Consider the following 23,045-nt stretch of genomic DNA (forward strand, 5'->3'; position numbering starts at 1 on the left):
CGCCGGGCCGACGTGCTGGTGCTGCGGGGCACCCTGGACCGGGAGTCGTTGCGGCTCGGCGTGCTCGACCTGCCCAGCCCGGCGCACCGGCTGGCCTGGCTCGCCGACCACCTGGACGCGCTGCCCGGCTCGGGGATCATCTACACGCTCACCGTCGCGGCGGCCACCGAGACCGCTGAGTTCCTCCGGGCGCGCGGCTGGTCGGTGGCCTCCTACACCGGCCAGGCCGAGGATGCCGACCGCCGCGCCGCCGAACAGGACCTGCTCGACAACAAGATCAAGGCGCTGGTGGCGACCAGCGCGCTCGGGATGGGGTTCGACAAGCCCGACCTCGGTTTCGTGGTGCATCTGGGTGCGCCGCCCTCGCCGATCGCCTACTACCAGCAGGTCGGCCGCGCCGGTCGGGCCGTCGAACACGCCGAGGTGCTGCTGCTGCCCGGCGTCGAGGACGCCGCGATCTGGCGCTACTTCGCCTCACTCGCCTTCCCGCCCGAGGAGCAGGTGCGTGCCGTGCTGGCCGCCCTGCACACCGACCGGCCGCTCTCCACCCAGGCCCTCGAACCCCTCGTCGACCTGCGCCGGACCCGCCTGGAGTTGATGCTCAAGGTGCTCGACGTCGACGGCGCGGTCCGCCGGGTGCGCGGGGGGTGGCTAGCCACCGGCGAACCCTGGACCTACGACGAGGCCCGGTTGCGCCGCGTCGCCGAGGCCCGCACCGCCGAGCAGCAGGCCATGCGCGAGTACGCCGCGACGCCCGGCTGCCGGATGCGGTACCTGCGGGACTGCCTCGACGACAGCGGGGCGGACGACTGCGGCCGGTGCGACCGTTGCGCCGCGCCCCTGTTCACCGCCGACGTGTCCGGCCCCGCGCTGACCGCCGCACAGACCTTCCTCGGGCGCCCCGGGGTGCAGATCGCCCCCAAGAAGCTCTGGCCGACCGGCCTCGACGCGGTCGGCGTACCGCTGAAGGGGCGGATTCCGCCGACGGAGCAGGCGCTGCCCGGTCGGGCCGTGGGGCGGCTGTCCGACCTGGGCTGGGGTGGCCGGCTCCGCGCCCTGGTCGGCCCTGGCACGGCCGACGGCCCGGTGCCCGACGACGTCGTGACGGCCGTGGTGGAGGTGCTGAAAGCCTGGGCGCACGGCGACGACCCGTGGCCGCGTCGCCCGGCCGGTGTGGTCGCGGTCGGCTCCCGCAGCCACCCGGTCCTGGTCGCCTCGCTCGCCGAGCGGATCGCCACGGTCGGCCGGCTGCCGCTGCTCGGCGCGGTCACCCCGGTCGGCCCGGCCGGGGGCGGCGGGCCGCGCGGTAACAGCGCCCAGCGGGTACGCGCCCTGCACGACGCCTTCAGCCTCCCCGACGAGGTGGCCGGGGCGCTGACCGTCCTGGACGGCCCGGTGCTGCTCGTCGACGACCTGGTCGACTCCGGGTGGACGATGACGATGGCGGCCCGCCTGCTGCGCCGCTCCGGTGCCCCCGACGTCCTCCCGCTCGCCCTCGCCGTCGCCGGCTGACCCGGCCCGGGTCGGCGGACCGGGCGGATAAGTTCCCCGGCCGGCCCTGGTGCGACCGCCGCCACGGTGTCCGGCCGTCGTCCCGGTGCCGTCGGGGTCGGCGGTACGGTGAGCGGATGGCCGACCAGCGATCCGTCACCCGGCCCGCCGGCCCGGCAGCCGGCGGCGGACCGGCCCCCGACCAGGGCACCCCGGAGCCGGTGGACCAGCCGGCCCGGGATGCCGACGCAGGCATCGCCCGACCGGTGGACCAGCCGGGCCGGGATGCCGAGGCGGGCGTCGCGCGACCGGTGGAGCAGCCGGCCCGGGGGGCCGACGCAGGCATCGCCCGACCGACGGGCCAGCAGGGGCGCGGCAGTGACGCGGGCAGCGCACACCCGGTGGACCGGCAGGAACCGGGCGGCGCGGAACCCGGCGGATGGACCCTGTCAGGCGGGACTACGACCGGGGACGGGGCGTCGACGGTGGGGCCGGACCGGGCCACGCTGCGGCTGGCGCTGGTGGTGGGCGGTCTGGTGCTGGCCGTCCTGCTCGGTTTCGGGCTCGGCCGGGCCAACGGGCGGCCGACCGAGCGTACGACGGCGACCGCCGCGACGGCCGCCGGTGACCACACCCACGCTCCGGGCACCGGCGCACACCAGCACGACGGCACCGGCGGGGACTCCTCAGGCGACGCGGCCACCGGTCTGTCCGTCAGCTCCGGCGGTTACACACTCGTCCGGTCGGGCGGGGAGTTCGTCGCCGGGCGGGCCGGGGAACTGCGGTTCCAGATCCGTGACGCGCAGCGTCGCCCGGTCACCCGGTTCGCGGTCGTGCACGACAAGCCGATGCACCTGGTGGTGGTACGCCGCGACCTCACCGGATTCCAGCACCTGCACCCGACGATGGCCGCCGACGGCACCTGGTCGATCCCGCTGACCCTGCCGCAGCCGGGCGTCTGGCGGGCGTACACGGATTTCACGGCGGTCGCCGACGACGGCCGGCAGACCCCGGCGACGCTGGGCGTGGACCTGGTCGCCCCGGGGGAGTACGCGCCCCGTCCGCTGCCCGCCCCGGCCAGCCGGGCGGCCGTCGACGGGTTCACCGTCGACTACGAGGGCACCCCGCAGGTGGACGCCGCCGTACCGCTGCGGTTCACGGTCCGGGACCCGGCGGGGCGACCCGTCGCCCTGGAGCGCTACCTCGGCGCGTACGGGCACCTGGTCGCCCTGCGCGAGGGGGACCTGGGCTACCTGCACGTGCACCCGGGCCCGGGGCCGGCCGCCGACACGGTGACGTTCTGGCTGACCGCACCCGGCCCCGGCAACTACCGGATGTACCTGGACTTCCAGGTGGCGGGCGTGGTGCGGACCGCGGAGTTCACCCTGACCGTCCGCTGAGACCGGCGGTCCGGGGAGCCGGCCGGATCGACCGGCGCGGCGGTCAGCCGGCGCGGCGGACCGGACGGCGGGCCAGATAGCGCAGCAGGTCACGGATGTGGTGCTTCTCCTCGGCGGGTACCGTCGGATCGGCCAGCCGGTCGAGGATCACCCGGACGTCGGCCTCCACCGGGCCGTCGTCGGCGCGGCGGCGGGGGGCGGGCCCCGCGTCGGGCAGGCCGAGCGCCCGGAAGGCCGCCGCGACCGGCAGGTCGAGGGCGGCGCAGAAGCCGCGTACCTTGGCCAGTTCGGGGTAGTCCTGCCAGTCGCCGGCGAGCCAGCGGAAGACGGTGGACCGACCCACACCGGTGTGGGCAGCGAGATCGCTCACCGTCCAACCCCGCTCGTCACGGGCGTCGTCGATGGCCCGTCGCACGAAGCGGGCGAACGCCATCTGGGGTGAAACCTCTGTCGAACCCATGCCTGTGAGATCGTCCTCTTCGGGTGGGAGCCGGGGTGTCCGGTACGCCCCCCGAGGGTAGTACGACGGCGGTCCGGTGCAATTCCCCGTACCGGCCGGCTGAGTCCCCGTCCGGCCTCCACGCGGGGCGGCGGCACAGTTCGTGACACAGCGTCAGTTGTCGTAGGTCAATCGAACCCGACGGGTTCGTCACCTGTCGCGCATCCGGTGAGGAGCAGCATGGCCGAGTCCGACCGTCCGGCGTCGCACCGTCCCGGTGCGGTCAGCCTCTTCTTCGTCGTCAAGGCGGCCGTGTTCGCCCTGGGTTTCTGGGGCTGGCTGCTGGTGCTGGTGTTCACCGGTGACGAGGCGACCGGGGCGCACGTGCTGGCCGCCGCCGGTGCGGTCACCACCACCCTGGTGGGGGTGCTGCTCGGCGTCCGGCTGGCCCTGCAACGCAGCGCCGCCGTCAGGCACGCCGAACTCAAACGGCTCCTGGTCGACATCTCCTGGAACGCGTTCGCCGCCGCCGGCAACGCCGAACTGTCCGGCACCGTGGTGCCGTTCCCTGCCGCGCCCGGCGACGACGAGCGGAGGCCGCGGGAGCGGATCTCCTCGATCGTCGACCGCAGGCCGGGGGAGCGCCCCGGCGGCCGCGGCGGCGACCGGCGGCGCTGAACCGCTCAGCCCCGCACGCTGTCCGCCACGCCGTCCCCGGTCGGGTCGGCCAACAGCGTGGCCAGGCGCGGGGTCACCTGCCACTGGTCGACCAGCTGCCGGTACTCGGCCGCCTGCGGGTCACCGCCGCCGGTGCCGGTCCGGCGGGCCCGGATCAGCAGGTTCCGGGGGGTGTGCCGGGAGTCGACGAACTCGACCACCTCGGCCCGGTAGCCGTGTGACCGCAGCAGCCCGGCCCGCAGCGCGTCGGTGAGCACGTCGGCGAAGCGTTCCCGCAGGATGCCCTGCCGGGTCAGCAACTCGTACGGTGCCGGGGCCGGCCGGGCGCGCAGCTGCGCCGCGAGGTCGTGGTGGCAGCACGGCGCGGCCAGCACCCACCGGGCGTCCCAGCGCACCGCGCGGGCCAGCGCCTCGTCGGTGGCGGTGTCGCAGGCGTGCAGGGCGAGCACCAGATCGGGGGTGGGCTCCACCACCGCGTCGGCGATCGTGCCGGCCACGAAGGTGACCCGGTCGGCCCAGCCGAGGCGCTCCGCCAGCTCGCTGTTGCGCTGCCGCTGGTCCTCCCGCACGTCCACCCCGACCAGTTCCACGTCGAGCCCGCGGGCGGTCAGGTAGCGGTAGGCGGCGAAGGTCAGGTAGGCGTTGCCGCAGCCCAGGTCGACCACCCGCAGCCGCCCGGTGAGGTCGTCGGGCAGGGTGGCGGCCAGCGCCCGCAGGAAGGCGTCCACCTGCCGGCGTTTCGCGGCGTTGCCGCCGATCTCCGCGAAGATCGGGTCGCCCGGGTCGAGCAGGTACTCCTTGGCCCGGTCGTGGCCGTCGGCGGGCGCGGCCGGCCGGCTGGCCGCCGCCCGGTGCACCTGCGCCTCGCCGGACTTGGTCACCCGGAGCTGCAGGGTCGCCCCGGCGGTCTCCACGTGCCAGTTGCCGAAGGGCTCGGCGAGCAGCGCGTCGACCGCCGCGTCGGCCTCCGCGCCCGGCGACACGTTCCGGGTGTACGGCCGTGCGCCGTCGGACGTGGCGATCTGCAACCGGGGGCCGGCCTTGAGGGCGACCGGGCGGAGTTCGGCGCGTACCACCGAGGGGCGCTGGCCCCGACGGCGGCCGGCGGCGACGGCACGGGTCAGGGCGGGGTCGAGCAGCAACGCCCTGACCTCGGTCAGGGCGGCGTCCAACGGTTCCGGCATGGTCCCATCATCCTTTCCCACCCGGCCCTCGCCGCTTCCGGCCCGCCCCGGGCAGGGAGGGCGATGTGCCCACCGGCGCAGACGGGACATCCCCCGGACCGTCGGACGGCCGGGGGATGTCGGCGGTGCTGTCGGGTCAGTCGGCGGTGGCCTCGGCCGGCGCGTCCGCGCCGGAGCCGCCACCACCGCGCCGGCGACGGCGGCGACGCGGCCGGCCCGGCTCACCCTCGGTGGCCGACCCGGCGGCGACGGCGGGCTCGCCGGTCGGGCCGGTGGCGGTGTCGGTGGACCCGCCGGTGGTCACCGTGGTCGACTCGCCCCCGACCACCTCGCCGGCCCGGCGGCGACGCCGGCTGCGCGGGGTACGCGGGCCTTCCTCGGCGGCCTCCACGGGCGTTCCGGTGGCATCCGGCGCGTCGGAGTCGGGGCGGGCCCGACGCCGGTCACCGCGTCCGCCGCCCCGACCGCTGCTCTCGCCGCGTCCCCGGGTCTCGCCGCGTCGGCCGCCCCGGCCACCGCTCTCGCCCCGGCGGGACCGGCCACCCAGGTCCTCCTCGACCTCGGCGGAGAGCCCGGCGCGGGTCCGCTCGGCGGTCGGCAGGGTGCCGGTCATCTCGGGGGAGATGTCCAGGTCGGTGTAGAGGTGCGGGGAGGTGTGGTAGGTCTCCGGCGGCTCCGGCATGTCGAGCCCGAGCGTCTTGTCGATGATCCGCCACCGGGGCATGTCGTCCCAGTCGACGAAGGTGACCGCGACCCCGGTCGCCCCGGCCCGGCCGGTACGACCGATCCGGTGGGTGTAGGTGTCCTGGTCCTCGGGGCAGTCGTAGTTGATGACGTGGGTGACGCCGCTCACGTCGATGCCCCGGGCGGCCACGTCGGTGGCGACCAGGGTGTCGATCTTGCCGGCCCGGAACGCGCGCAGCGCCCGTTCCCGCGCGCCCTGGCCCAGGTCGCCGTGCACCGCGGCCACCGCGAAGCCCCGGAAGTCGAGGTCCTCGGCGACCCGGTCGGCGGCCCGCTTGGTCCGGGTGAAGATCATGGTCAGCCCGCGCCCCTCGGCCTGGAGGATCCGCGCCACGATCTCGATCTTGTTCATCGAGTGGGTGCGGTAGGCCAGCTGCTGGGTCTGCGGGGACGGCCCGGTCTCGGCGGTGTGCCCGGCGTGGATCGTCACCGGCCGGCGCAGGAACCGCCGGGAGAGGGTGACGATCGGGTCCGGCATGGTCGCCGAGAAGAGCATGGTCTGCCGGTCCTCCGGCAGCATCGCCAGGATCTTCTCGACGTCGTCGAGGAAGCCCAGGTCGAGCATCCGGTCGGCCTCGTCGAGCACCAGCGCGCGGACCCGGTCCAGCCGCAGGTGCTTCTGCTTCTGCAGGTCCATCAGCCGGCCCGGGGTGCCGACCAGGATCTCCACGCCCTTGCGCAGCGCGTCGATCTGCGGCTCGTACGCCACCCCGCCGTAGATCGGCAGCACCCGGACGCCCCGGGTACGGCCGGCGGCGGCCAGGTCCTTGGCGACCTGGATGCCCAGCTCGCGGGTGGGTACGACGACCAGGGCCTGCGGCACGCCGTCGCTGCCCTCGGCCGGGGCGAAGACCCGCTCCAGCAGCGGGACGCCGAACCCGAGGGTCTTTCCGGTGCCGGTGGGTGCCTGACCGATCAGGTCGGTGCCGCGCAGGGCGATCGGCAGCGCGTACTCCTGGATCGCGAAGGCGCGGGTGATGCCCGCCGCAGCCAGGGCCTCGACGGTCTCGGGCCGCGCGCCGAGCGCGGCGAACGTGGGGGCCTCCGGGCGGACCGGGGCGGTGGGGGCCAGTTCCTGGCCCTCCAGCTGGTCGAGAATCTGTTCGCTCATCTGGATCTGGGGGTGCCCTCTCGTGGTGCGCCCCGTGGTGTCCTCAGGGCGCGGTCGGTATGGCGCGGGCCACGCGATCGGCGGCGGAAAATCGCCGTGTCAGACCGGGCCGCACGCGCGCCGTGGGCAGGACTTCGATCAGATCGGCGCCCACGGCAACTACCTCATCCTACCCGAGCGGGTGGGTACACGCCCCTGACCTGGATGGCCGGCTTTTCGGCAGGGGTGAAAAATGTGACCCGCGTCACCGGGTCGCCCTGCGGCAGGCATCGCCCGCCGCAGGGTCGGACCGGTTCAGCGAACGGTGAAACCGACCGCGCGGGCGGACGCCTCGGCGATCTCGACGTAGGCGACCTTGGTGACTGGCACGATGACCCGTCGACCCTTCTCGTCGGTCAGGGAGAGCGTCCCCTCCGCCTTGGCGAAGGCGTCGGTCACGATCTGCTCGATCTCGGCCGGCGACTGCGCGCTCTCCAGAACCAGCTCGCGCGGCGCGTACTGCACGCCGATCTTGACCTCCACGTGTGCCTCCTCAGGTGGGCGAGATAGCCGCCGTTGGGAAGGCTATCCGATCTCGGAGCCGGATGTTCAGGCCGACTCACCCTGGAGCGGGAAGCTCGCGATACCCCGCCAGGACAACGCCGCGACCAGCGCCTCCGCCTCGGCCTTCGGCACCTGCCGGCCGCCGGCCAGCCAGAACTGGGCGGCCGTCTCGGCCGCGCCGACCAGGCCGGAGGCGAGCAGCTCGGCGTGCGCCCGGCTGACCCCGGTGTCCGAGATGATGGTGTCGGTGATCGCCGCGATGCAGCCCTGCTCCACCCGCTCGACCCGCTGCCGGACGGCCGGGTCGTTGCGCAGGTCGGATTCGAAGACGAGTCGGAACGCCTCGCTCTCGTGGTCGACGAAGTCGAAGTACGCGCGCACCGAAGCGCCGACCCGCTCCTTGTTGTCGTTCGTGCCGCGCATCGCTTCGTGCACCTTGGCGACGATGGCGTCACAGTGCGTGTCGAGCAGCGCCAGATACAGATCCATCTTTCCCGGGAAGTGCTGGTACAGCACGGGCTTGGAAACCCCGGCCCGCTCGGCGATGTCGTCCATCGCGGCGGCGTGGTACCCCTGCGCCACGAACACCTCCTGAGCCGCCGCGAGTAGCTGCTTACGGCGTGCTGAACGGGGCAGCCGGGTGGGCCGGCCGGCAGTCTGCGCACCGTTCCCCACAGCGGTCATGGGAACCTCCGAGTTTCGTCATTCCAGCCGGCACTTTTACCCCGTACCGGTCAGGGCACTCACCCCGGCCCCGGAATTGGCCCGCCGCTGTAACTTATCGCCACTGTCACCACACGGTAGCCTCAGCGGGGGCGACCAAGGAGCGCGCGGTGAGTGAATCAGGGCAACCCGGTGCCGCCACCCCGGGAGAGCACGGCGACGGGACGGGTCAGCACGACGACCTGGCCCGCTCCGCCAGTGGGTGGGCACCTGCGACCGGGTGGTCCGGCGGCGTCGACGCCCCGGGTTACCGGGAGACCGGGTCGCCGTGGAACCGGCCCGACCCCGCCGGCGGCTGGGGTGGTCAGCCGTCCCGGCACGGTGATCTACCTGCGCCGTTCGCCGCCCCGTCGACAGACGAGGAGTCCCCGCGTAACGGTCGGGTCCACCGCAATGGTCACGACTCGGCACCGGATTTCCCGGCGCCGCTGCGGCGCCCGGTGAGCGCCCCGCCCGGCGGGCCGGGCCACCCCGCCGACCCCCGGGTCACCGACGGTGACCGGCTGGTCGTGCCGGCCCCCCGGCCGGCCTCCCCGGCCGGGCCGCAGCACGACCCGGAGGCCGCCCGGCATTCCTCGGACGATCCCGCCGCACCCCGGCCGGCCCACCGGCCCGCAGGCGACCTGCCCACCTCGGCCCCACCGGCCGTGCAGGTCCCCCCGGTGGGCACCGCCGCCTCCGGCTTCGAGGTGCCCCCCGGCTTCCACGCGCCCGAGCGGGGCGGCACCGGTTCCCCGGGCGACGACCCCCGCGACCGCTTCTCCGCGCCTGACGGGCCACGCGGGGCCGACCGCCCCGAGCCCACCGCCGACACCGGGCCGTCCGGGACGGACCAGCGGGGCGTCGGTGCGCGCGGTGCCGGGGAGCCGCCGTCCGGCGAGCGCCGGGCGACCGCCGGGCCGGACGAGCCGGACTGGTCCGGACCGAGCTGGAACCGCCCGAGCTGGGGCGGGACCTGGGGCCCCTCCTGGTCGCGGGACGAGGAACCACCGGTCGGCCGACGTACCCGTGCCGAACGCGCGGCCGAGTGGTCGGCCGAGGCCGCCCGCCCGTACGAGCCGGTGCGCGCCGAACCGGCCCGGCCGTACCAGCCGGTGCGCGCCGAGCCCGCCCGCCCGTACGAGCCGGTGCGCTCGGAGGTGCCCCGCCCGTACGAGCTGACCCGAACCGAACCGGCCACCCCACCGGCCCTGCCGGAGCCCACCGCCGAGCGGTCCGGGCGGGAACGGCCGGCCGCCGAGCGGGTCGCCCCGGGAACCCCGGGCATCGACCACCCCGAGCGAGCCTGGGCCGGGCGGAGCGGGGAGTACCCCGTACCGGACTGGTCCGAGCGCGCCGACCGGCCGGAGCGGCACGAGCCCGCCGATCGCGCCGAGCGGGACCGTGCCGACCGTGCCGGTCCGGACTGGTCCGAGCGGGGCACCCGACCGGAGCGGGACTGGTCCGACCCCGCCGGGCGGGACTGGGCCGACCGGTCCGAGCGGGACTGGTCGGACCCGGCCGGGCGCAACTGGCCCGGTCCCGGCGAGCGGGACCGGTCGCCGGCCGAGCCGCCCGCACCGCAACGGCTGCATCCGGCCGAGCCGCCCGTGCCGCAACGGCTGCATCCGGCCGAGCCGCCTGCACTGCAACGACTGCACCCGGCCGAGCGGCCCGGATGGTCGACGGGGAGACCCACCGAGGTGCCCCCGCCCCCGCGGGAGGTGCCTGTCGTTCCGCCGCCGTCGCCCCGGGACGAGCCCGCCGCCCGCGACGAGCCGGGCGTGGTGCCGCTGACCCGCGACGAGCCCACCGGCCTGCGCCAGGACCGGGCCGCCCCGCTGCCCGCCGCCGTCCGCGCCGAGCAGCCGTTCCGGCTCCCGCGCGACGAACCGTCGCCCCGCCCGGCGACCTCCCCGGCCGGCCGCGCCGACCAGCCGTTCCGGCTCCGGTCGGTGCCGACCGAGCCGGCCACCGCCACCGACCTGCCCGGCCACCCGCCGGAGCCCCTCCCGACCGCCGGTGCCCCCGCCACGAGCGGGCCACGCCGGCTGGACCAGATCCCCGCAGCGCCCGCCCCGACGAGCGCACCCCCCTACGCGGCCCGCCGATCCGCGCCCGATCCGCTGACCACGACCGAGCCGGTGGTGGACGGACGGAGACCGGACCGGGGCACGGCGGTGCTGCCGCAGCGCGTCCCCGCCGAACCGGACGTGCCCGTCGTGCCGGAGCCGCCAGCCGTGGAGCCCCCCGCCGAGACCCCGGAACTCGCCCGGATCGCCACCCACCTGCGCCGCGACGACGAGCCGGCGCCGCTGCGGGAACGCCCCGAGGGCTTCGACGTCAACGCGATCCTGGACGCCGTACGTGAGGTGGCCGGGGTCCGCGACGCGGCGTTGCGGCGTACCCCGGCCGGGGCGCACAGCCTGCGGCTCGACCTGTCCGACGGGGCTGACCCGGCGGAGGTGAGCCGGCTGGTGGCCCGCCTGCTCCAGGAACGGATGGGGCTCGCCGCCGCACCGCAGAGCCTGTCCGGTGAGCCCAGCGCCGCGGTGCCGCCGCCGATGCGCCGCCGTACCGGTGAACCCCGCGTGGTCGAGCCGGCCGCCGGCCTGCCGACCCCCGCGGAACGGCCGGCAGGTGACCCGGCCCGGTCGGCGGCGGAGCCCCCGGCCGCCCGGCCCGCCGCGGAGCGACAGGCCACCGGGGTACGCGCCGACGCGGCGACCGGCGGCCCGGCCCGCGACGCCGAGGACCCGCCGGCCGAGCAGTCACCGACGGCGTCCGGGGTGCCCCGGCGACGCCGACAGTCGACCCCGCACCGGGGACGGGCCAGCGTGGAGGAGACCCTCCCGGGCGCGCTGCCGCCCACCGGCAGCCCGGCGACGCTCAACGCGTCGTACTCGGGCGGGCAGATGACCACGACGGAGACCGCGCCCTCGCGACCGCTGGACACCGGCGGCGTGCCGGGGCCCCGGGTGGTCATCGACCACGTCCAGGTGAGCACCTTCGGCCTGGACGCCAACGTGGAGGTACGCCTGCTCACCGCCGGTGAGCCGGCCGCCGGGCACGCCACCGGGCCGGCCGTGGACGGCTACGTCCTGCGGCTGTGCGCGGTGGCCGCCGCCGCGGCGGTGGACGAGTTGCTGCGGCACGCCGAGCGCACCGCCGAACGGGGGCGGTGCTTCGTCGAGCACGCCGCCGTGGTGCCGTTCGGCAACTGCGAGGTGGCGACCGTGGTGGTGCTGCTGGTCTGCGACGGCTGGGTGGAGCAGTTGGCCGGGTCGGCGTTGGTCTCCGGGGACCCACGCCAGGCGGTGGTGCGGGCGACCCTGGCGGCGGTCAACCGTCGCCTCGAAGCGCTGCTGGCCTGACCGGCCACATTGTCGGTACGGGGCCGGAACGGGAACACTTGGCGGTATGAAACGCGCCGCCCTCTGGCCCGAGGAGCACCTGCCCCCGCACCGGCTGCCCCCGCCCTGGCCCGGCCGGCCGGTACGCCTCGACGGCACGGTCACCTACGTCCGGGACACCCCGGCCACCGGCCCGGACGCGGAACCGGCGCTGTACGTGCACGGGTTGGGCGGTTCGTCGCAGAACTGGACGGACCTCGCCGGTCTGCTCGCCGAGCGCCTCGACGGGCAGGCGATCGATCTGCCGGGCTTCGGGCGTAGCGAGCCGGGGCTGCGGTACACGATCCCGGCCTTCGCCGACCGGGTGGTGCGCTGGATCGAGCACTCCGGCCGGGGGCCGGTGCACCTGTTCGGCAACTCGCTGGGCGGCGCCGTCTCGGTGTACGTCGCCGGTCGCCGGCCGGACCTGGTGCGTACCCTGACGTTGATCTCCCCGGCGCTGCCGTTCCTGAACTTCGGCCGCTCGTTGCAGGGGCGGATGCTGCCGCTGCTGGCCATTCCGCGCGGGGAGCGGCTGGCCGCCTGGCGGCTCGCCCAGCTCGCCCCGGAGGTGATGGCCCAGCAGGCGATGGAGGCGTGCGTGGCCGACCTGAGCCGGATCAGCGAGCAGCGCCGGCAGGAGGCGTTGGAGGAGATCCGGGTCCGCTACGACGCGCCCCACTACGCCGCCGCGTACGTGCGCACGTTCCGGGGGCTGGTGGCCAGTTTCCTGCGGTCGTACCTGCCGGGGCCGGAGTCGCTGTGGCGGATCGCCGCCGGCATCGGGGCGCCCACGCTGGTGGTCGGGGGGATGAAGGACCGGTTGGTGGACGTGCGGGTGGCCCCGCAGACGGCCCGGGTCATCCCGGACAGCCGGCTGATGATGCTGGCCGGCGTCGGACACGTGGCGCAGTTGGAGGTGCCGCGTACGGTGGCCCGCGCGGTGCTGCACCTGCTCGCCGAGTCGACGCCGGGCCCGTCGGCGCAGCGTCCCGCGACCCTGCCCGGTGATGACGCGCCGGGGTCCGGTGATGACGGAAGGTGGCTTCCCGGCATGGCATCCTGACCCGGATGTCTGCGCTCCCCTCCCGTGACCCGCGTCCGATCCTCCTCCCACGGCCGGCGTCCGGCACCGCCCGCTGGCGTCCGACCGCGCTGGTGGTCCTGCTGCTGGTGGTGACCTCCGGCGGGCTGGCCGTCGCCACCCCGCCGCCGGCTGCCGGCCGGCCCGTCGCCGGTCCGGCGACGGCACCGGGCGGCCCGAACGGTTACGCGCCGGGCCCGGCCGGCCTGCCCGGCGTACCCGCGTCCGGTGTGACCGCCGGATCGCCCGGTGCCACCGGGGCGTTCGGTGCCGGGGCAGCGTCCGGTGCGGGCAGGCCGTTCGGTCGCGGCGGGTCGGTCGTCGGGGCCGGGCCGGTCGGTGCGCCGGGCGGGGTCGGGTCGGCCCGGCCGGCACCGGCCGGTGCCGTGGTCCCGGCGGGGACCGTGCCGCCGTTGGCGCTGTCGGGCCCGGTGCCGGCGACGGGCCGGGGCACCTTCCGCTACGACGACCGGGCGGGGGCGACGCTGGGCCGGTCGGGCGGCCTGCGGCGCTACCGGGTGGCCGTGGAGGACGGCTCCGGCGAGGACGTGCGTGCCTTCTCGGACCAGGTGCAGGCGGCCCTGGCCGGGCCGGGGAGTTGGGTGGACGGCGGCCGGTTGCGGCTGCGCCGGGTGCCGGGGAACGCGTCTGCCGACTTCACCGTGCAGTTGGCGACCCGCGGCACGGCGGGGCGGCTGTGCCGGGCCGGGGGTGTGGACATCAGGGTCGGTGGCGTGCCGTACACGTCGTGCCGCGCGCCGGGGAAGGTGATCATCAACCTGGACCGGTGGCGGACGTCGGTGCCGCACTTCGTCCGGGCCGGGGTGCCGCTGTCGGTCTACCGGACGTACGTGGTGAACCACGAGGTGGGTCACCAGTTGGGGCACCGCCACGAGGGGTGTCCGGGGGCGGGTCGGCCGGCGCCGGTGATGCAGCAGCAGTCGCTGTTCCTGCGGGGCTGCACCGCGAACCCGTGGCCGTACCTGGACGGTCGCCGGTATGCCGGCCCGGCGCTCTGAGTTCCCGGTGGGGGTGTCCGGGCCTGGTGCCTGCTGTCGGACGGTTACCGGAGAAGTGAAACATGTTCTCGTAGTTTGCGGCAATAGCAGGTTTATGCCCGATTAGTCTGCCATGCTGGCCGGGTGAGCACCGAGTCCGCCGAGCGCCCGGGGCCGCCGGACTCCGGCCGGCCCGACCGGCGTCACACCGACCCGTACGCCGCCGACCCGTACCGGGCCGGCCCGCGTCACGCCGACCCGCGCGCCGCATGGTGGCACGGCGAGCCGGGCGTCGGGCCGCGCCGCAGCCGGCGGATGCGCCGGCGTCGTCGACGGGCCGCCCTGCTCGGCCTGGCCCTGCTCGGCGCGGGCGTGGGCGGGTTCGTCACCCTCCACCCGGAGCGCGGCCCGAGCCGCCCCGAGCAGGTCGCCGGGCGGGTGGCCGACGGGTCCGGCGGCGGCCGGCTGCCCGACGGGGTACGCGCGGAACGGACCACCGTCGCCTACCCGCGCAGCGGACCCGGCCGCTTCACCGCCGCCGACGGCCGCTCCGAGGTGTACGGCTTCGACGGGCCGTTGCACCGCTACCGGATCGAGGTGGAGCAGGAAACCGGGCAGGACGTGGCCGCGTTCGCCGCCGCCGTCGACGCGACGCTCGGCGATCCGAACAGCTGGATCCGCTCGGGCGAACTGCGGTTCCAGCGGGTGCCGGAGGTCGCCGCCGCCGACTTCACCATCTATCTCGCCACCCCGGCCACCTCCGAGCGGATGTGCGCCGAGGGTGGGCTGGACACCGAGGGCTACACCTCCTGCCGGCTGCCCGGTCGGGTGGTCATCAACCTGGCCCGCTGGATGGAGGCGGTGCCGGACTACGGGGCGCCGCTGTCGGTCTACCGGACGTACGTGGTCAACCACGAGGTGGGGCACGAACTCGGCGAGGAACACCAGGCCTGCCCCGGCCCCGGCGAGCCGGCCCCGGTCATGCAGCAGCAGACGTACGGGCTGGACGGCTGCGTGGCGAACGCCTGGCCGTACGTCGACGGCTCGTTGTACGCGGGCGATCTCGTACCCGGCAGTTGAGATATTCCCGCTCCCGTATGTCGGACGGGGTGTCACTGCTCATGGCCGAAGGGTGGCCGGTCGAGCAACAATGGCTCGGTTCGCCATCAGCCGATCACCGGGGAGTCCACCGTGTCGTTGCCCCCGCTCGTCGAACCCGCCGCCGAGCTGACCGTTGACGAGATCCGTCGCTACTCCCGTCACCTGATCATCCCCGATGTGGGGGTCGAGGGGCAGAAGCGGTTGAAGAACGCCCGGGTGCTCTGTGTGGGTGCCGGTGGCCTCGGCTCGCCGGCTCTGATGTACCTGGCCGCCGCCGGGGTCGGGACGCTCGGCATCATCGACTTCGACACCGTCGACGAGTCCAACCTCCAGCGCCAGATCATCCACGGCGTCTCCGACATCGGCCGGTCCAAGGCCGAGTCCGCCGCCGCGTCGATCCGCGAGATCAACCCGCTGGTCCAGGTGGAGATCCACAACACCGCCCTGGACCGGGAGAACGTCCGGGAGATCTTCGCCCAGTACGACCTGATCGTCGACGGTACCGACAACTTCGCCACCCGGTACATGGTCAACGACGCGGCGGTGCTGCTCGGCAAGCCGTACGTCTGGGGGTCGATCTACCGGTTCGACGGCCAGGCGTCGGTCTTCTGGGCCGAGCACGGCCCCTGCTACCGCTGCCTCTACCCGGAGCCCCCGCCGCCCGGCATGGTGCCGTCCTGCGCCGAGGGCGGCGTGCTCGGCGTGCTCTGCGCCTCGATCGGGTCGATCCAGGTCAACGAGGCGATCAAGCTGCTCGCCGGGGTCGGCGAGCCGCTGGTCGGCCGGCTGATGGTCTACGACGCACTGGAGATGGAATACCGCAAGATCAAGATCCGCAAGGACCCGAACTGCGTGCTCTGCGGCGAGAACCCCACGGTCACCGACCTGCTGGAGGACTACGAGGACTTCTGCGGCGCGGTCTCCGAGGCGGCCCAGGAGGCGATCGTCGACTCGACCATCACCGCCACCGAGCTCAAGGAGTGGCAGGACGCCGGCAAGGACATCTTCCTGGTCGACGTCCGGGAGCCCGCCGAGTACGAGATCGTCCGGATCCCCGGCTCCACCCTGATCCCCAAGGGCGAGATCATCTCGGGTGAGGCGTTGGCGAAGCTCCCGCAGGACAAGCAGGTGGTGCTGCACTGCAAGTCCGGGGTCCGCTCGGCCGAGGCGCTCGCCGCGCTGAAGGCGGCCGGGTTCCGCGACGCGGTGCACGTCCAGGGCGGGGTGCTCTCCTGGATCAAGCAGATCGATCCCTCACTGCCCGCGTACTGACCTGGGCCGGGGCCGTGGGGCGGTGCCGAACCGCCCCCGGCCTCGACCGATTCCCCGAGGCGGGATCGCGTTCGCGCCGGTAGCGTCAGCGCCGTGGTGGACTTGGATGCCGCGGTCGGCTTCGTCGTGGCGCACGGCGACGCGGTGGACCGCGCCCGACTGTCCCGGCTGCGCACCGGTGCGCCGGTGCCCCCCGACCTGCTCGACGCGGCCGAGGTCGGGCAGACCCCCGACGGTGGCTGGCCGGCCATGCTCGGCGGTGACGTGCCCTCCATCGACGCCACCTGCTTCCGTCTCGCCGAGCTGGACGACCTCGGCGCGCTCGGCCGGCCGGCGGCCCGGCACGCCCTGGACTGGCTGGCCGCCCGGCAACTACCCGACGGCGGCTGGGACGAGGACCCGAGGCTGGCCGGCAGCGCCCCCGAGTGGGCCACCCCGGGCGACCCGGAGGCCCGGCTCTACCTCTCCGCCAACGCCGCGTTCTGGCTCAGCGTCGCCGGTCGGGACGCCCGTGCCGCCGGCCCGCTGGACCACCGCGTCGGCGGCGCGTACGCCGGGGTGGTGCAGGCGGCGGCGCAGGCCCTGGCCGGGCAGCTCGCCGCGGACGGCAGCTGGCCGTCGTTCCTGGCCGCCGGCTGGTTGAGCGCGGCCGTGCTGCACCGCCAGCAGCTCTACTACGAGTCGGCCCGGATCCAGGCGGTGCTGGCCGAGCGGATGCCGCAGCTCTCCCCGGCCGACACCGCCGCGCTGGCGGCCACGCTGCGCCGGGTCGAGGTGGGCGAGGAGCAGTGGGTGCTGGTGTCGGCCCGCAAGCGGCTCGCCGAGACCCAACGCAGCGACGGCGGCTGGGACAGCGACGACGGCCACCAGTTCGACGTGCACACCACGCTCACCGCGATCCGCGCCTGCCGCCCGATCGGCCCGGTCCTCCCACTCGCCCCGATGGGCTCGCCGGTGACGCCACCCGGCTCACCTGTCGTGCGCCGGGTCCGGCCGGTCCCACCGCCGACGGACGACGAGCCCGGCACCTGGTGACCCCGGCCTCGGGCGTGGCCGGGGGCCGGGCGGCTCAGCGCAGGTGACCGTCGCCGGTCACCACGTACTTGGTGGAGGTCAGCTCGGGCAGCCCCATCGGGCCCCGGGCATGCAGCTTCTGGGTGGAGATGCCGATCTCCGCGCCGAAGCCGAACTCGCCGCCGTCGGTGAACCGGGTGGAGGCGTTCACCATCACCGCCGCCGCGTCCACCCGGGCCACGAACTCCCGGGCGGCGGCCTGCGAGTCGGTGACGATCGCCTCGGTGTGCCCGGTGCCGTAGCGGCGGATGTGCGCGACCGCCGCGTCGAGCGAGTCGACCACGGCGACGGAGATGTCGGCGCTGAGGTATTCGGTGGCGAAGTCCTCGTCGGTGGCCGGCACCACGGCGGGCGAGTACGCGGCGACCTCGGGGGAGCCGTGCACGGTCACCCCGGCCTCGGCGAACGCGGCCAGCACCGCCGGCAGGAACGCGTCGGCGACGTCGGCGTGCACCAGCAGCGACTCGGCCGTGTTGCAGGTGGACAGGCGCTGGGTCTTGGCGTTCAGGGCGATCGCCACCGCCTTGGCCTGGTCGGCGGCGGCGTCGACGTAGACGTGGCAGTTGCCCACCCCGGTCTCGATCACCGGCACCGTCGACTCCTCGACCACGGTGCGGATCAGCGACGCGCCGCCGCGCGGGATCAACACGTCGACCAGGCCCCGGGCCCGCATCAGCTCCTTGACCGAGTCCCGGGAGCCGGCGTCGAGCAACTGCACCGCGTCGGCGGGCAGGCCCGCCCCGGCGACCGCGTCGCGCAGCACCGCCACCAGCGCCGCGTTGGAGTGCGCCGCCGAGGACGACCCACGCAGCAGCGCCGCGTTGCCGGACTTCAGGCAGATGCCGGCCGCGTCCACGGTCACGTTCGGCCGCGCCTCGTAGATGATCCCGACCACCCCGAACGGCACCCGTACCTGCCGCAGCTCCAGCCCGTTGGGCAGGGTCGAACCCCGGACCACCTCGCCCACCGGGTCGGGCAGCGCGGCCATCTCGCGCAGCGCGTCGGCGATGCCGGCCACCCGGCCCGCGTCGAGGGCGAGCCGGTCCAGCACGGCCGCGCTCAGCCCGGCCTCCCGCCCGGCCGCCAGGTCCGCCGCGTTCGCGGTGAGGATCTCCGGCGTACGCGTCACCAGCGCGTCGGCCATCGCGTGCAGCGCGGCATCCTTGACCGTACGGGTGGCCACGGCGAGGGCCTCCGCCGCGTCCCGGGCCCGCCGGGCCTGCTCGACGACGCTCATTGCGTACTCCTTCGGATCTTCGGAAGCGCCCGCGCGGGGACGCCTGACGTCACAGCAGCACCAGGTCGTCGCGGTGGACGACCTCACGTTCGTACGCCGGGCCGAGTGCCGCGGCGAGTTCTCCGGTGGAGCGGCCGAGCAGGCCGGGCAACTCCACCGCGTCGTAGTTGACCAGGCCCCGGGCCACCGACGCCCCGTCGACGTCGACCAGGTCCACCGGGTCGCCTGCGGTGAAGGTGCCGTCCACGGCGGTGATCCCGGCCGGCAGCAGCGACTTGCGCCGGCCCACCACGGCCTGCACTGCGCCCGGGTCCAGGTGCAGCCGGCCCCGGGGGGCGGTGGCGTGCGCCAGCCAGAACAGCCGGGCCGCCGGGCGTCGCCGGGCCGGGTGGAAGAACGTGCCCACCGGCTCCCCGGCCAGCGCGTCGCCGGCCAGCGGGGCGGCGGTCAGCACCACCGGGATGCCGAAGCCGGTGGCGATCCGGGCCGCCTCGACCTTGGTGACCATGCCGCCGGTGCCGACTCCGGCCCGGCCGGCCCCGCCGATGTCCACGCCGGCCAGGTCGGCCTCGCCGCGTACCTCGGTGATCCGGGTGCTGCCGGGGCGGGTCGGGTTGCCCGTCCAGAGCGCGTCGACGTCGGAGAGCAGCATCAGCAGGTCGGCGTCGACCAGGGCGGCGACCAAGGCGGCCAGCCGGTCGTTGTCGCCGAACCGGATCTCCTCGGTGGCGACCGTGTCGTTCTCGTTGACGATCGGCACCGCCCGCAGGTCGAGCAGCTTGCGCAGGGTGCGGTACGCGTTGCGGTAGTGCGCCCGTCGGGTCACGTCGTCGACGGTGAGCAGGACCTGCCCGACGGTGAGCCGGTGCCTGGCGAAGCCGGCCGCGTACCGGCCGATCAGCAGGCCCTGGCCGACGCTGGCGGCGGCCTGCTGGGTGGCCAGGTCGCGCGGGCGGCGGGGGAGCCCGAGCGGGGCGAGCCCGGCGGCGATCGCCCCGGAGGAGACCAGCACCACCTCGCGGCCGGCGGCGGCGAGCGCGGCGAGGGCGTCCACCAGGGTGTCCACCCGGGCGTCGTCCAGGCCGCCGGTCGCGGTGGTCAGCGAGGACGAACCGATCTTGACGACGATCCGTCGGGCCTGGGTGACTGCTTCACGCACCCGCCCATTCTGCGCGGTCGGTGCCGGCGGACCCCGTCGCGTTCCCATATCCTGGCCGGTCGTGACGCCTGAGGAGTACGTGGAGGCGGTGCTCGCGCTGGTCGAGCGGATTCCGCCGGGCCGGGTGATGTCCTACGGGGCGATCGCCGACGCACTGGCCGAGCGGTCCGGGCGGGCCTCGGCCCGGCTGGTCGGCTCGATCATGGCCCGGCACGGTGGCGGGGTCCCCTGGTACCGGGTGGTGAACGCGGCGGGTCGGCTGCCACCCGGGCACGAGGTGCGGGCGCGGGCCCTGCTGCGGGCCGAGGGCTGCCCGTTGCGCGGGGCCGGGGTGGATCTGGATGCCGCCAAATGGTGGCCGGATGAGGGGCGGTGACCCGGCGGTAACGTGAGTAACATTCGGCCGATGGACGCGCCGCCGGCCGGGCCCGGCTCCCCACCCGCCGGTCCGCCCGGGTCGGCGAGCGATCCGCCTGCGTCGATCGCCGGGCTGTCCGGGTCGGCCAGCGGTTCGTCCGGGTCGGCCGGTGGGACGCCCCGGTCGGCTGGTGCCGGCGGGGGCGGATTGTCGCGTCGGGTGCACGCCGGCTACGCGCTCGGCTCGTTGGCCACCGGGGCGTTCGGCACCGTGCCCGGGTTGCTGCTGCTGCCCTACCTGACCGACACCCTCGGGGTGGCCGCCGGGCTGGCCGCCCTGCTGGTGCTGTTGCCCAAGGCATGGGACGTGCTGGTCAACCCGGTCGCCGGGCGGATCTCCGACCGCACCCGTTCCCGCTGGGGGCCGCGCCGGCCGTGGCTGCTCGGTGCCGGGCTCGCCCTGGCGGTGCTCTTCGCCGCCATCTTCGCCGCGCCCTTCGGCGTCGGGCCGGCCGCCGGGGCGTACGTGGCCGTCGCGTTCCTCGCCACCGCCACCGCGTTCGCCTTCTTCCAGGTGCCGTACGTGGCGATGCCCGCCGAGCTGACCGACGACGCGGCGGAGCGTACCCGGCTGATGGGCTGGCGGGTCGCGGTGCTGGCGCTGGCCATCCTGATCTCCGGCGCGGTGGCCCCGGTGGTGGTGACCGCCGGCGGCGAGGGGGTGGCCGGGCACCGCTGGATGGGGGTGTTCGTCGCCGCGCTGATCGCGCTCGGCGCGCTCGGCGCGTTCCTCGGCACCCGGTCGGCGGCGACCGGTACGGTGACCGCCACCGAGCCGACGCTGCGCGCCCAGCTCGCGGTGGTTGCCGCGGACCGGCCGTTCCGGGCGCTGCTGCTCTGCTTCGTGATCCAGTCCGCCGGGGTGGCGACCATCCTGGCCGGGGTCAGCTACTTCGCCGCCCAGATCCTGCGCGACCCGACCACCGGGCCGACCGTGCTGTTCGCCTGCTTCGTCGGGCCGGCGCTGCTGGTGATGCCGCTGTGGACCCGGCTCGGCGCGCGACTGGGCAAGAAGACCGCGCTGGTGGCCGCCTCGCTGCTGCTGGCCGCCGGCGCGGCGGCCCTGGTGGCCGCGCCGGTGCTGCCCGCCGTCGTCGTCTACGCGGTGGTCGCGCTCCTCGGCGTCGGGTACGCCGGCCAGCAGGTCTTCGCGCTGGCCCTGCTCCCCGACTGCGTGGCCGCCTCCACGGCGCGCACCGGCCGCCGCCAGGCCGGCGTCTTCACCGGCCTGTGGACCGCCGGGGAGACCTTCGGCCTGGCCCTCGGCCCCGGCATCTACGGCCTGGTGCTGGCCCTCTCCGGCTACGTCTCCTCAGCCACCGGCACCGCCGCCCCCCAAACCCCCACCGCCCGCCTAGGCGTCCTCCTAGGCTTCACCCTCCTCCCCGCCCTCCTCATCGCCCCCGCCACCCTCCTCCTCCACCCCCACCCCTACCTCCCCCCACCCCCACCCACCCCCCCTCCCCCCACCCCGCCTCCCCCCACCCGCCTCGTCGATCATGGAGTTGTGGCGGGGACGAAAGCCGCGAAAACCCACGGAAAGGCCACCACAAGTCCATGATCGACAAGAACGGGGTGCCTGCGGAGCAGGTGCTGGATGAGATTCGGCAGATGCGGGTGGGGGATCGGCCGGTGCACGGGGGGCGGTTGTTCGCCTATGTGTATGACCCGGGGGTCGGGGGGCTCGACGAGTTGGGGGCGGCGGCCTACGCGGAGAGCGCGCATGTGAACGGGCTCGATCCGACCGCCTTCCCGTCCCTGTTGGCGATGGAGAACTGGCTGGTGGGGGCGGCCGGCGGGCTGCTCGGAGGTGGGCCGGGCAGCGCCGCACCGGACGTGGTGGGCAGCGTCACCAGCGGCGGCACCGAGTCGCTGATCCTGGCCGTCAAGGCCGCCCGGGACTCCCACCCGGAGCTGACCGCACCCCGGATCGTGGTGCCGGCCAGCGGGCACGCCGCCTTCGCCAAGGCCGCCCACCTGCTGCGGGTCGGCCTGGACACGGTTCCCGTCGACCCGGTCACCCTGCGCCCGTCGGTGGCGGACATGGCCGCCGCGATCGGCCCGCAGACGGTGCTGGTGGCCTGCTCCGCCCCGTCGTACGCGCACGGGGTGATCGACCCGGTGGCCGGGATCGCGCAGGTGGCGGCGGCGGCCGGGGTGCGGTGCCACGTGGACGCCTGCTTCGGCGGCTGGACCCTGCCCTACCTGCGTCGCCTCGGCGTGCCGGTGCCACCGTTCGACTTCACCGTCGACGGGGTCACCTCGATCTCCGTCGACCTGCACAAGTACGCGTACGCCCCGAAGGGGGTGTCGGTGCTGCTGCACCGGGACCCGACGCTGCGCTCCCCGCAGTACTTCGCGTACGCCGACTGGCCCGGCTACACCATGGTCAACCCGGTGCTCGCCTCCACCCGATCGGGTGGCCCGATCGCCGCCGCGTACGCCACGCTGCGGCACCTTGGCGACGACGGCTACCTGCGGTTGGCCGCCACCACCCGGGACGCGGTCGGCACCCTGGCCGCCGCCGTCCGCGGGGTCGACGGGCTGCGGCTGATGGCCGAACCCGAAGCCACCGTGGTCTGCTTCACCAGCACCGACCCGGCGCTCGACCTGTTCGTCCTGGTCGACGAGCTGACCGCCCGGGGCTGGCACACCCAGCCCCAGCTCCGGTACGCCGACCTGCCCGTCAGCGTGCACCTCACGGTGACCGCCTCGGTGGCCCCCCGGGTGGCCGAATTCGGCCCGGACCTGGCCGACGCGGTGGCCGCCGCCCGTCAGGCCGGGCCGGTCGAACTCTCTGCCGACCTGGTCGCCCTGGCCGGCTCGTTGACCCCGGAGGCGCTCACCCCGGAGCTGATCGGTGGACTCGCCGCCGGCCTGGGGCTCGGTGCCGGACCGCCGGACCGGATGGCGGTGGTGAACACCCTGCTCAACGCCGCCCCCGCCGCGCTGCGGGAACGGCTGCTGGTGGAGTTCGTCGGCCTGCTGCAACGCCCCACCTGGTGACCCGGGCGTCCCG

The 23,045-nt window shown here is 75.3% G+C and carries 18 protein-coding genes and 1 pseudogene; 12 read left to right on the top strand and 7 right to left on the bottom strand.

Annotated features, from left to right (window positions below; genetic code table 11):
* Window positions 1-12: 12 nt before the first annotated feature.
* A pseudogene (locus tag ACWCHM_RS32605) lies at window positions 13-1,512 on the top strand (helicase-related protein); the annotation flags it as partial.
* A 116-nt stretch (window positions 1,513-1,628) separates the two neighbouring features.
* Window positions 1,629-2,891, top strand: coding sequence for a hypothetical protein (locus tag ACWCHM_RS32610; protein ID WP_454221173.1), 1,263 nt, complete (start codon window positions 1,629-1,631; stop codon window positions 2,889-2,891).
* Between the two features lie 43 nt (window positions 2,892-2,934).
* Here ACWCHM_RS32610 and ACWCHM_RS32615 read toward each other — a convergent pair whose 3' ends face one another.
* Window positions 2,935-3,351, bottom strand: coding sequence for a helix-turn-helix domain-containing protein (locus tag ACWCHM_RS32615; RefSeq protein WP_204957645.1), 417 nt, complete (start codon window positions 3,349-3,351; stop codon window positions 2,935-2,937).
* 219 nt (window positions 3,352-3,570) lie between these two features.
* Here ACWCHM_RS32615 and ACWCHM_RS32620 point away from each other — a divergent pair, with 219 nt between their 5' ends.
* The gene (locus ACWCHM_RS32620) at window positions 3,571-4,008 is read left to right on the top strand and encodes a hypothetical protein (RefSeq protein WP_281902650.1); all 438 of its coding nucleotides are present in this window, start codon (window positions 3,571-3,573) and stop codon (window positions 4,006-4,008) included.
* 5 nt (window positions 4,009-4,013) lie between these two features.
* Here the strand turns inward: ACWCHM_RS32620 and ACWCHM_RS32625 are convergent, their stop codons facing one another.
* The 4 genes from ACWCHM_RS32625 to ACWCHM_RS32640 form a co-directional block, all read right to left on the bottom strand.
* The gene (locus tag ACWCHM_RS32625) at window positions 4,014-5,192 is read right to left on the bottom strand and encodes a class I SAM-dependent methyltransferase (RefSeq protein ID WP_204957647.1); all 1,179 of its coding nucleotides are present in this window, start codon (window positions 5,190-5,192) and stop codon (window positions 4,014-4,016) included.
* 136 nt (window positions 5,193-5,328) lie between these two features.
* On the bottom strand, window positions 5,329-7,047 hold the full coding sequence (locus ACWCHM_RS32630; RefSeq protein ID WP_454221174.1) for a DEAD/DEAH box helicase: 1,719 nt from the start codon (window positions 7,045-7,047) through the stop codon (window positions 5,329-5,331).
* Window positions 7,048-7,341: 294 nt separating this feature from the next.
* Entirely contained in the window at window positions 7,342-7,569 is a 228-nt protein-coding gene (locus tag ACWCHM_RS32635) for a DUF3107 domain-containing protein (protein WP_088644741.1), read from the bottom strand.
* 66 nt (window positions 7,570-7,635) lie between these two features.
* Entirely contained in the window at window positions 7,636-8,274 is a 639-nt protein-coding gene (locus ACWCHM_RS32640; RefSeq protein ID WP_204957649.1) for a TetR/AcrR family transcriptional regulator, read from the bottom strand.
* 149 nt (window positions 8,275-8,423) lie between these two features.
* Here ACWCHM_RS32640 and ACWCHM_RS32645 point away from each other — a divergent pair, with 149 nt between their 5' ends.
* The 6 genes from ACWCHM_RS32645 to ACWCHM_RS32670 all read left to right on the top strand — a co-directional run bounded on the left by ACWCHM_RS32645 (window position 8,424) and on the right by ACWCHM_RS32670 (window position 17,174).
* On the top strand, window positions 8,424-11,666 hold the full coding sequence (locus ACWCHM_RS32645; protein ID WP_454221175.1) for a hypothetical protein: 3,243 nt from the start codon (window positions 8,424-8,426) through the stop codon (window positions 11,664-11,666).
* 46 nt (window positions 11,667-11,712) lie between these two features.
* Window positions 11,713-12,750, top strand: a complete 1,038-nt coding sequence (locus ACWCHM_RS32650) for an alpha/beta fold hydrolase (protein ID WP_204957650.1) — start codon at window positions 11,713-11,715, stop codon at window positions 12,748-12,750.
* Between the two features lie 5 nt (window positions 12,751-12,755).
* Window positions 12,756-13,787 carry a DUF3152 domain-containing protein gene (locus tag ACWCHM_RS32655; protein ID WP_454221176.1) on the top strand — a complete coding sequence of 344 codons (1,032 nt, stop codon included), beginning with the start codon at window positions 12,756-12,758 and terminating at the stop codon, window positions 13,785-13,787.
* 123 nt (window positions 13,788-13,910) lie between these two features.
* Entirely contained in the window at window positions 13,911-14,846 is a 936-nt protein-coding gene (locus ACWCHM_RS32660; protein WP_281902656.1) for a DUF3152 domain-containing protein, read from the top strand.
* Window positions 14,847-14,957: 111 nt separating this feature from the next.
* The gene (gene moeZ, locus ACWCHM_RS32665; protein WP_204957652.1) at window positions 14,958-16,139 is read left to right on the top strand and encodes an adenylyltransferase/sulfurtransferase MoeZ; all 1,182 of its coding nucleotides are present in this window, start codon (window positions 14,958-14,960) and stop codon (window positions 16,137-16,139) included.
* Window positions 16,140-16,232: 93 nt separating this feature from the next.
* A complete protein-coding gene (locus tag ACWCHM_RS32670; protein WP_204957653.1) occupies window positions 16,233-17,174 on the top strand; it encodes a prenyltransferase/squalene oxidase repeat-containing protein in 942 nt (313 codons plus the stop codon).
* Window positions 17,175-17,208: 34 nt separating this feature from the next.
* On the opposite strand, the gene ACWCHM_RS32675 is transcribed toward ACWCHM_RS32670, so the two are convergent.
* Window positions 17,209-18,450, bottom strand: coding sequence for a glutamate-5-semialdehyde dehydrogenase (locus tag ACWCHM_RS32675; RefSeq protein ID WP_204957654.1), 1,242 nt, complete (start codon window positions 18,448-18,450; stop codon window positions 17,209-17,211).
* 49 nt (window positions 18,451-18,499) lie between these two features.
* Window positions 18,500-19,657 (bottom strand): glutamate 5-kinase, encoded by a 1,158-nt coding sequence (proB, locus tag ACWCHM_RS32680; protein ID WP_281902661.1) that lies wholly within the window; start codon window positions 19,655-19,657, stop codon window positions 18,500-18,502.
* A 13-nt stretch (window positions 19,658-19,670) separates the two neighbouring features.
* Here proB and ACWCHM_RS32685 point away from each other — a divergent pair, with 13 nt between their 5' ends.
* Genes ACWCHM_RS32685 through ACWCHM_RS32695 form a run of 3 tightly spaced genes read left to right on the top strand, consistent with a single transcriptional unit; the run spans window position 19,671 to window position 23,032 of the window.
* Window positions 19,671-19,985: an MGMT family protein gene (locus ACWCHM_RS32685; protein WP_454221177.1), complete on the top strand. Its 315-nt coding sequence runs from the start codon at window positions 19,671-19,673 to the stop codon at window positions 19,983-19,985.
* Window positions 19,986-20,015: 30 nt separating this feature from the next.
* A complete protein-coding gene (locus tag ACWCHM_RS32690; RefSeq protein ID WP_454221178.1) occupies window positions 20,016-21,587 on the top strand; it encodes an MFS transporter in 1,572 nt (523 codons plus the stop codon).
* A complete protein-coding gene (locus ACWCHM_RS32695; protein WP_454221179.1) occupies window positions 21,584-23,032 on the top strand; it encodes a pyridoxal phosphate-dependent decarboxylase family protein in 1,449 nt (482 codons plus the stop codon). Before ACWCHM_RS32690 ends, ACWCHM_RS32695 begins: the two co-directional genes overlap by 4 nt.
* Window positions 23,033-23,045: the final 13 nt, after the last annotated feature.

Source organism: Micromonospora sp. SCSIO 07396, from assembly GCF_053667945.1.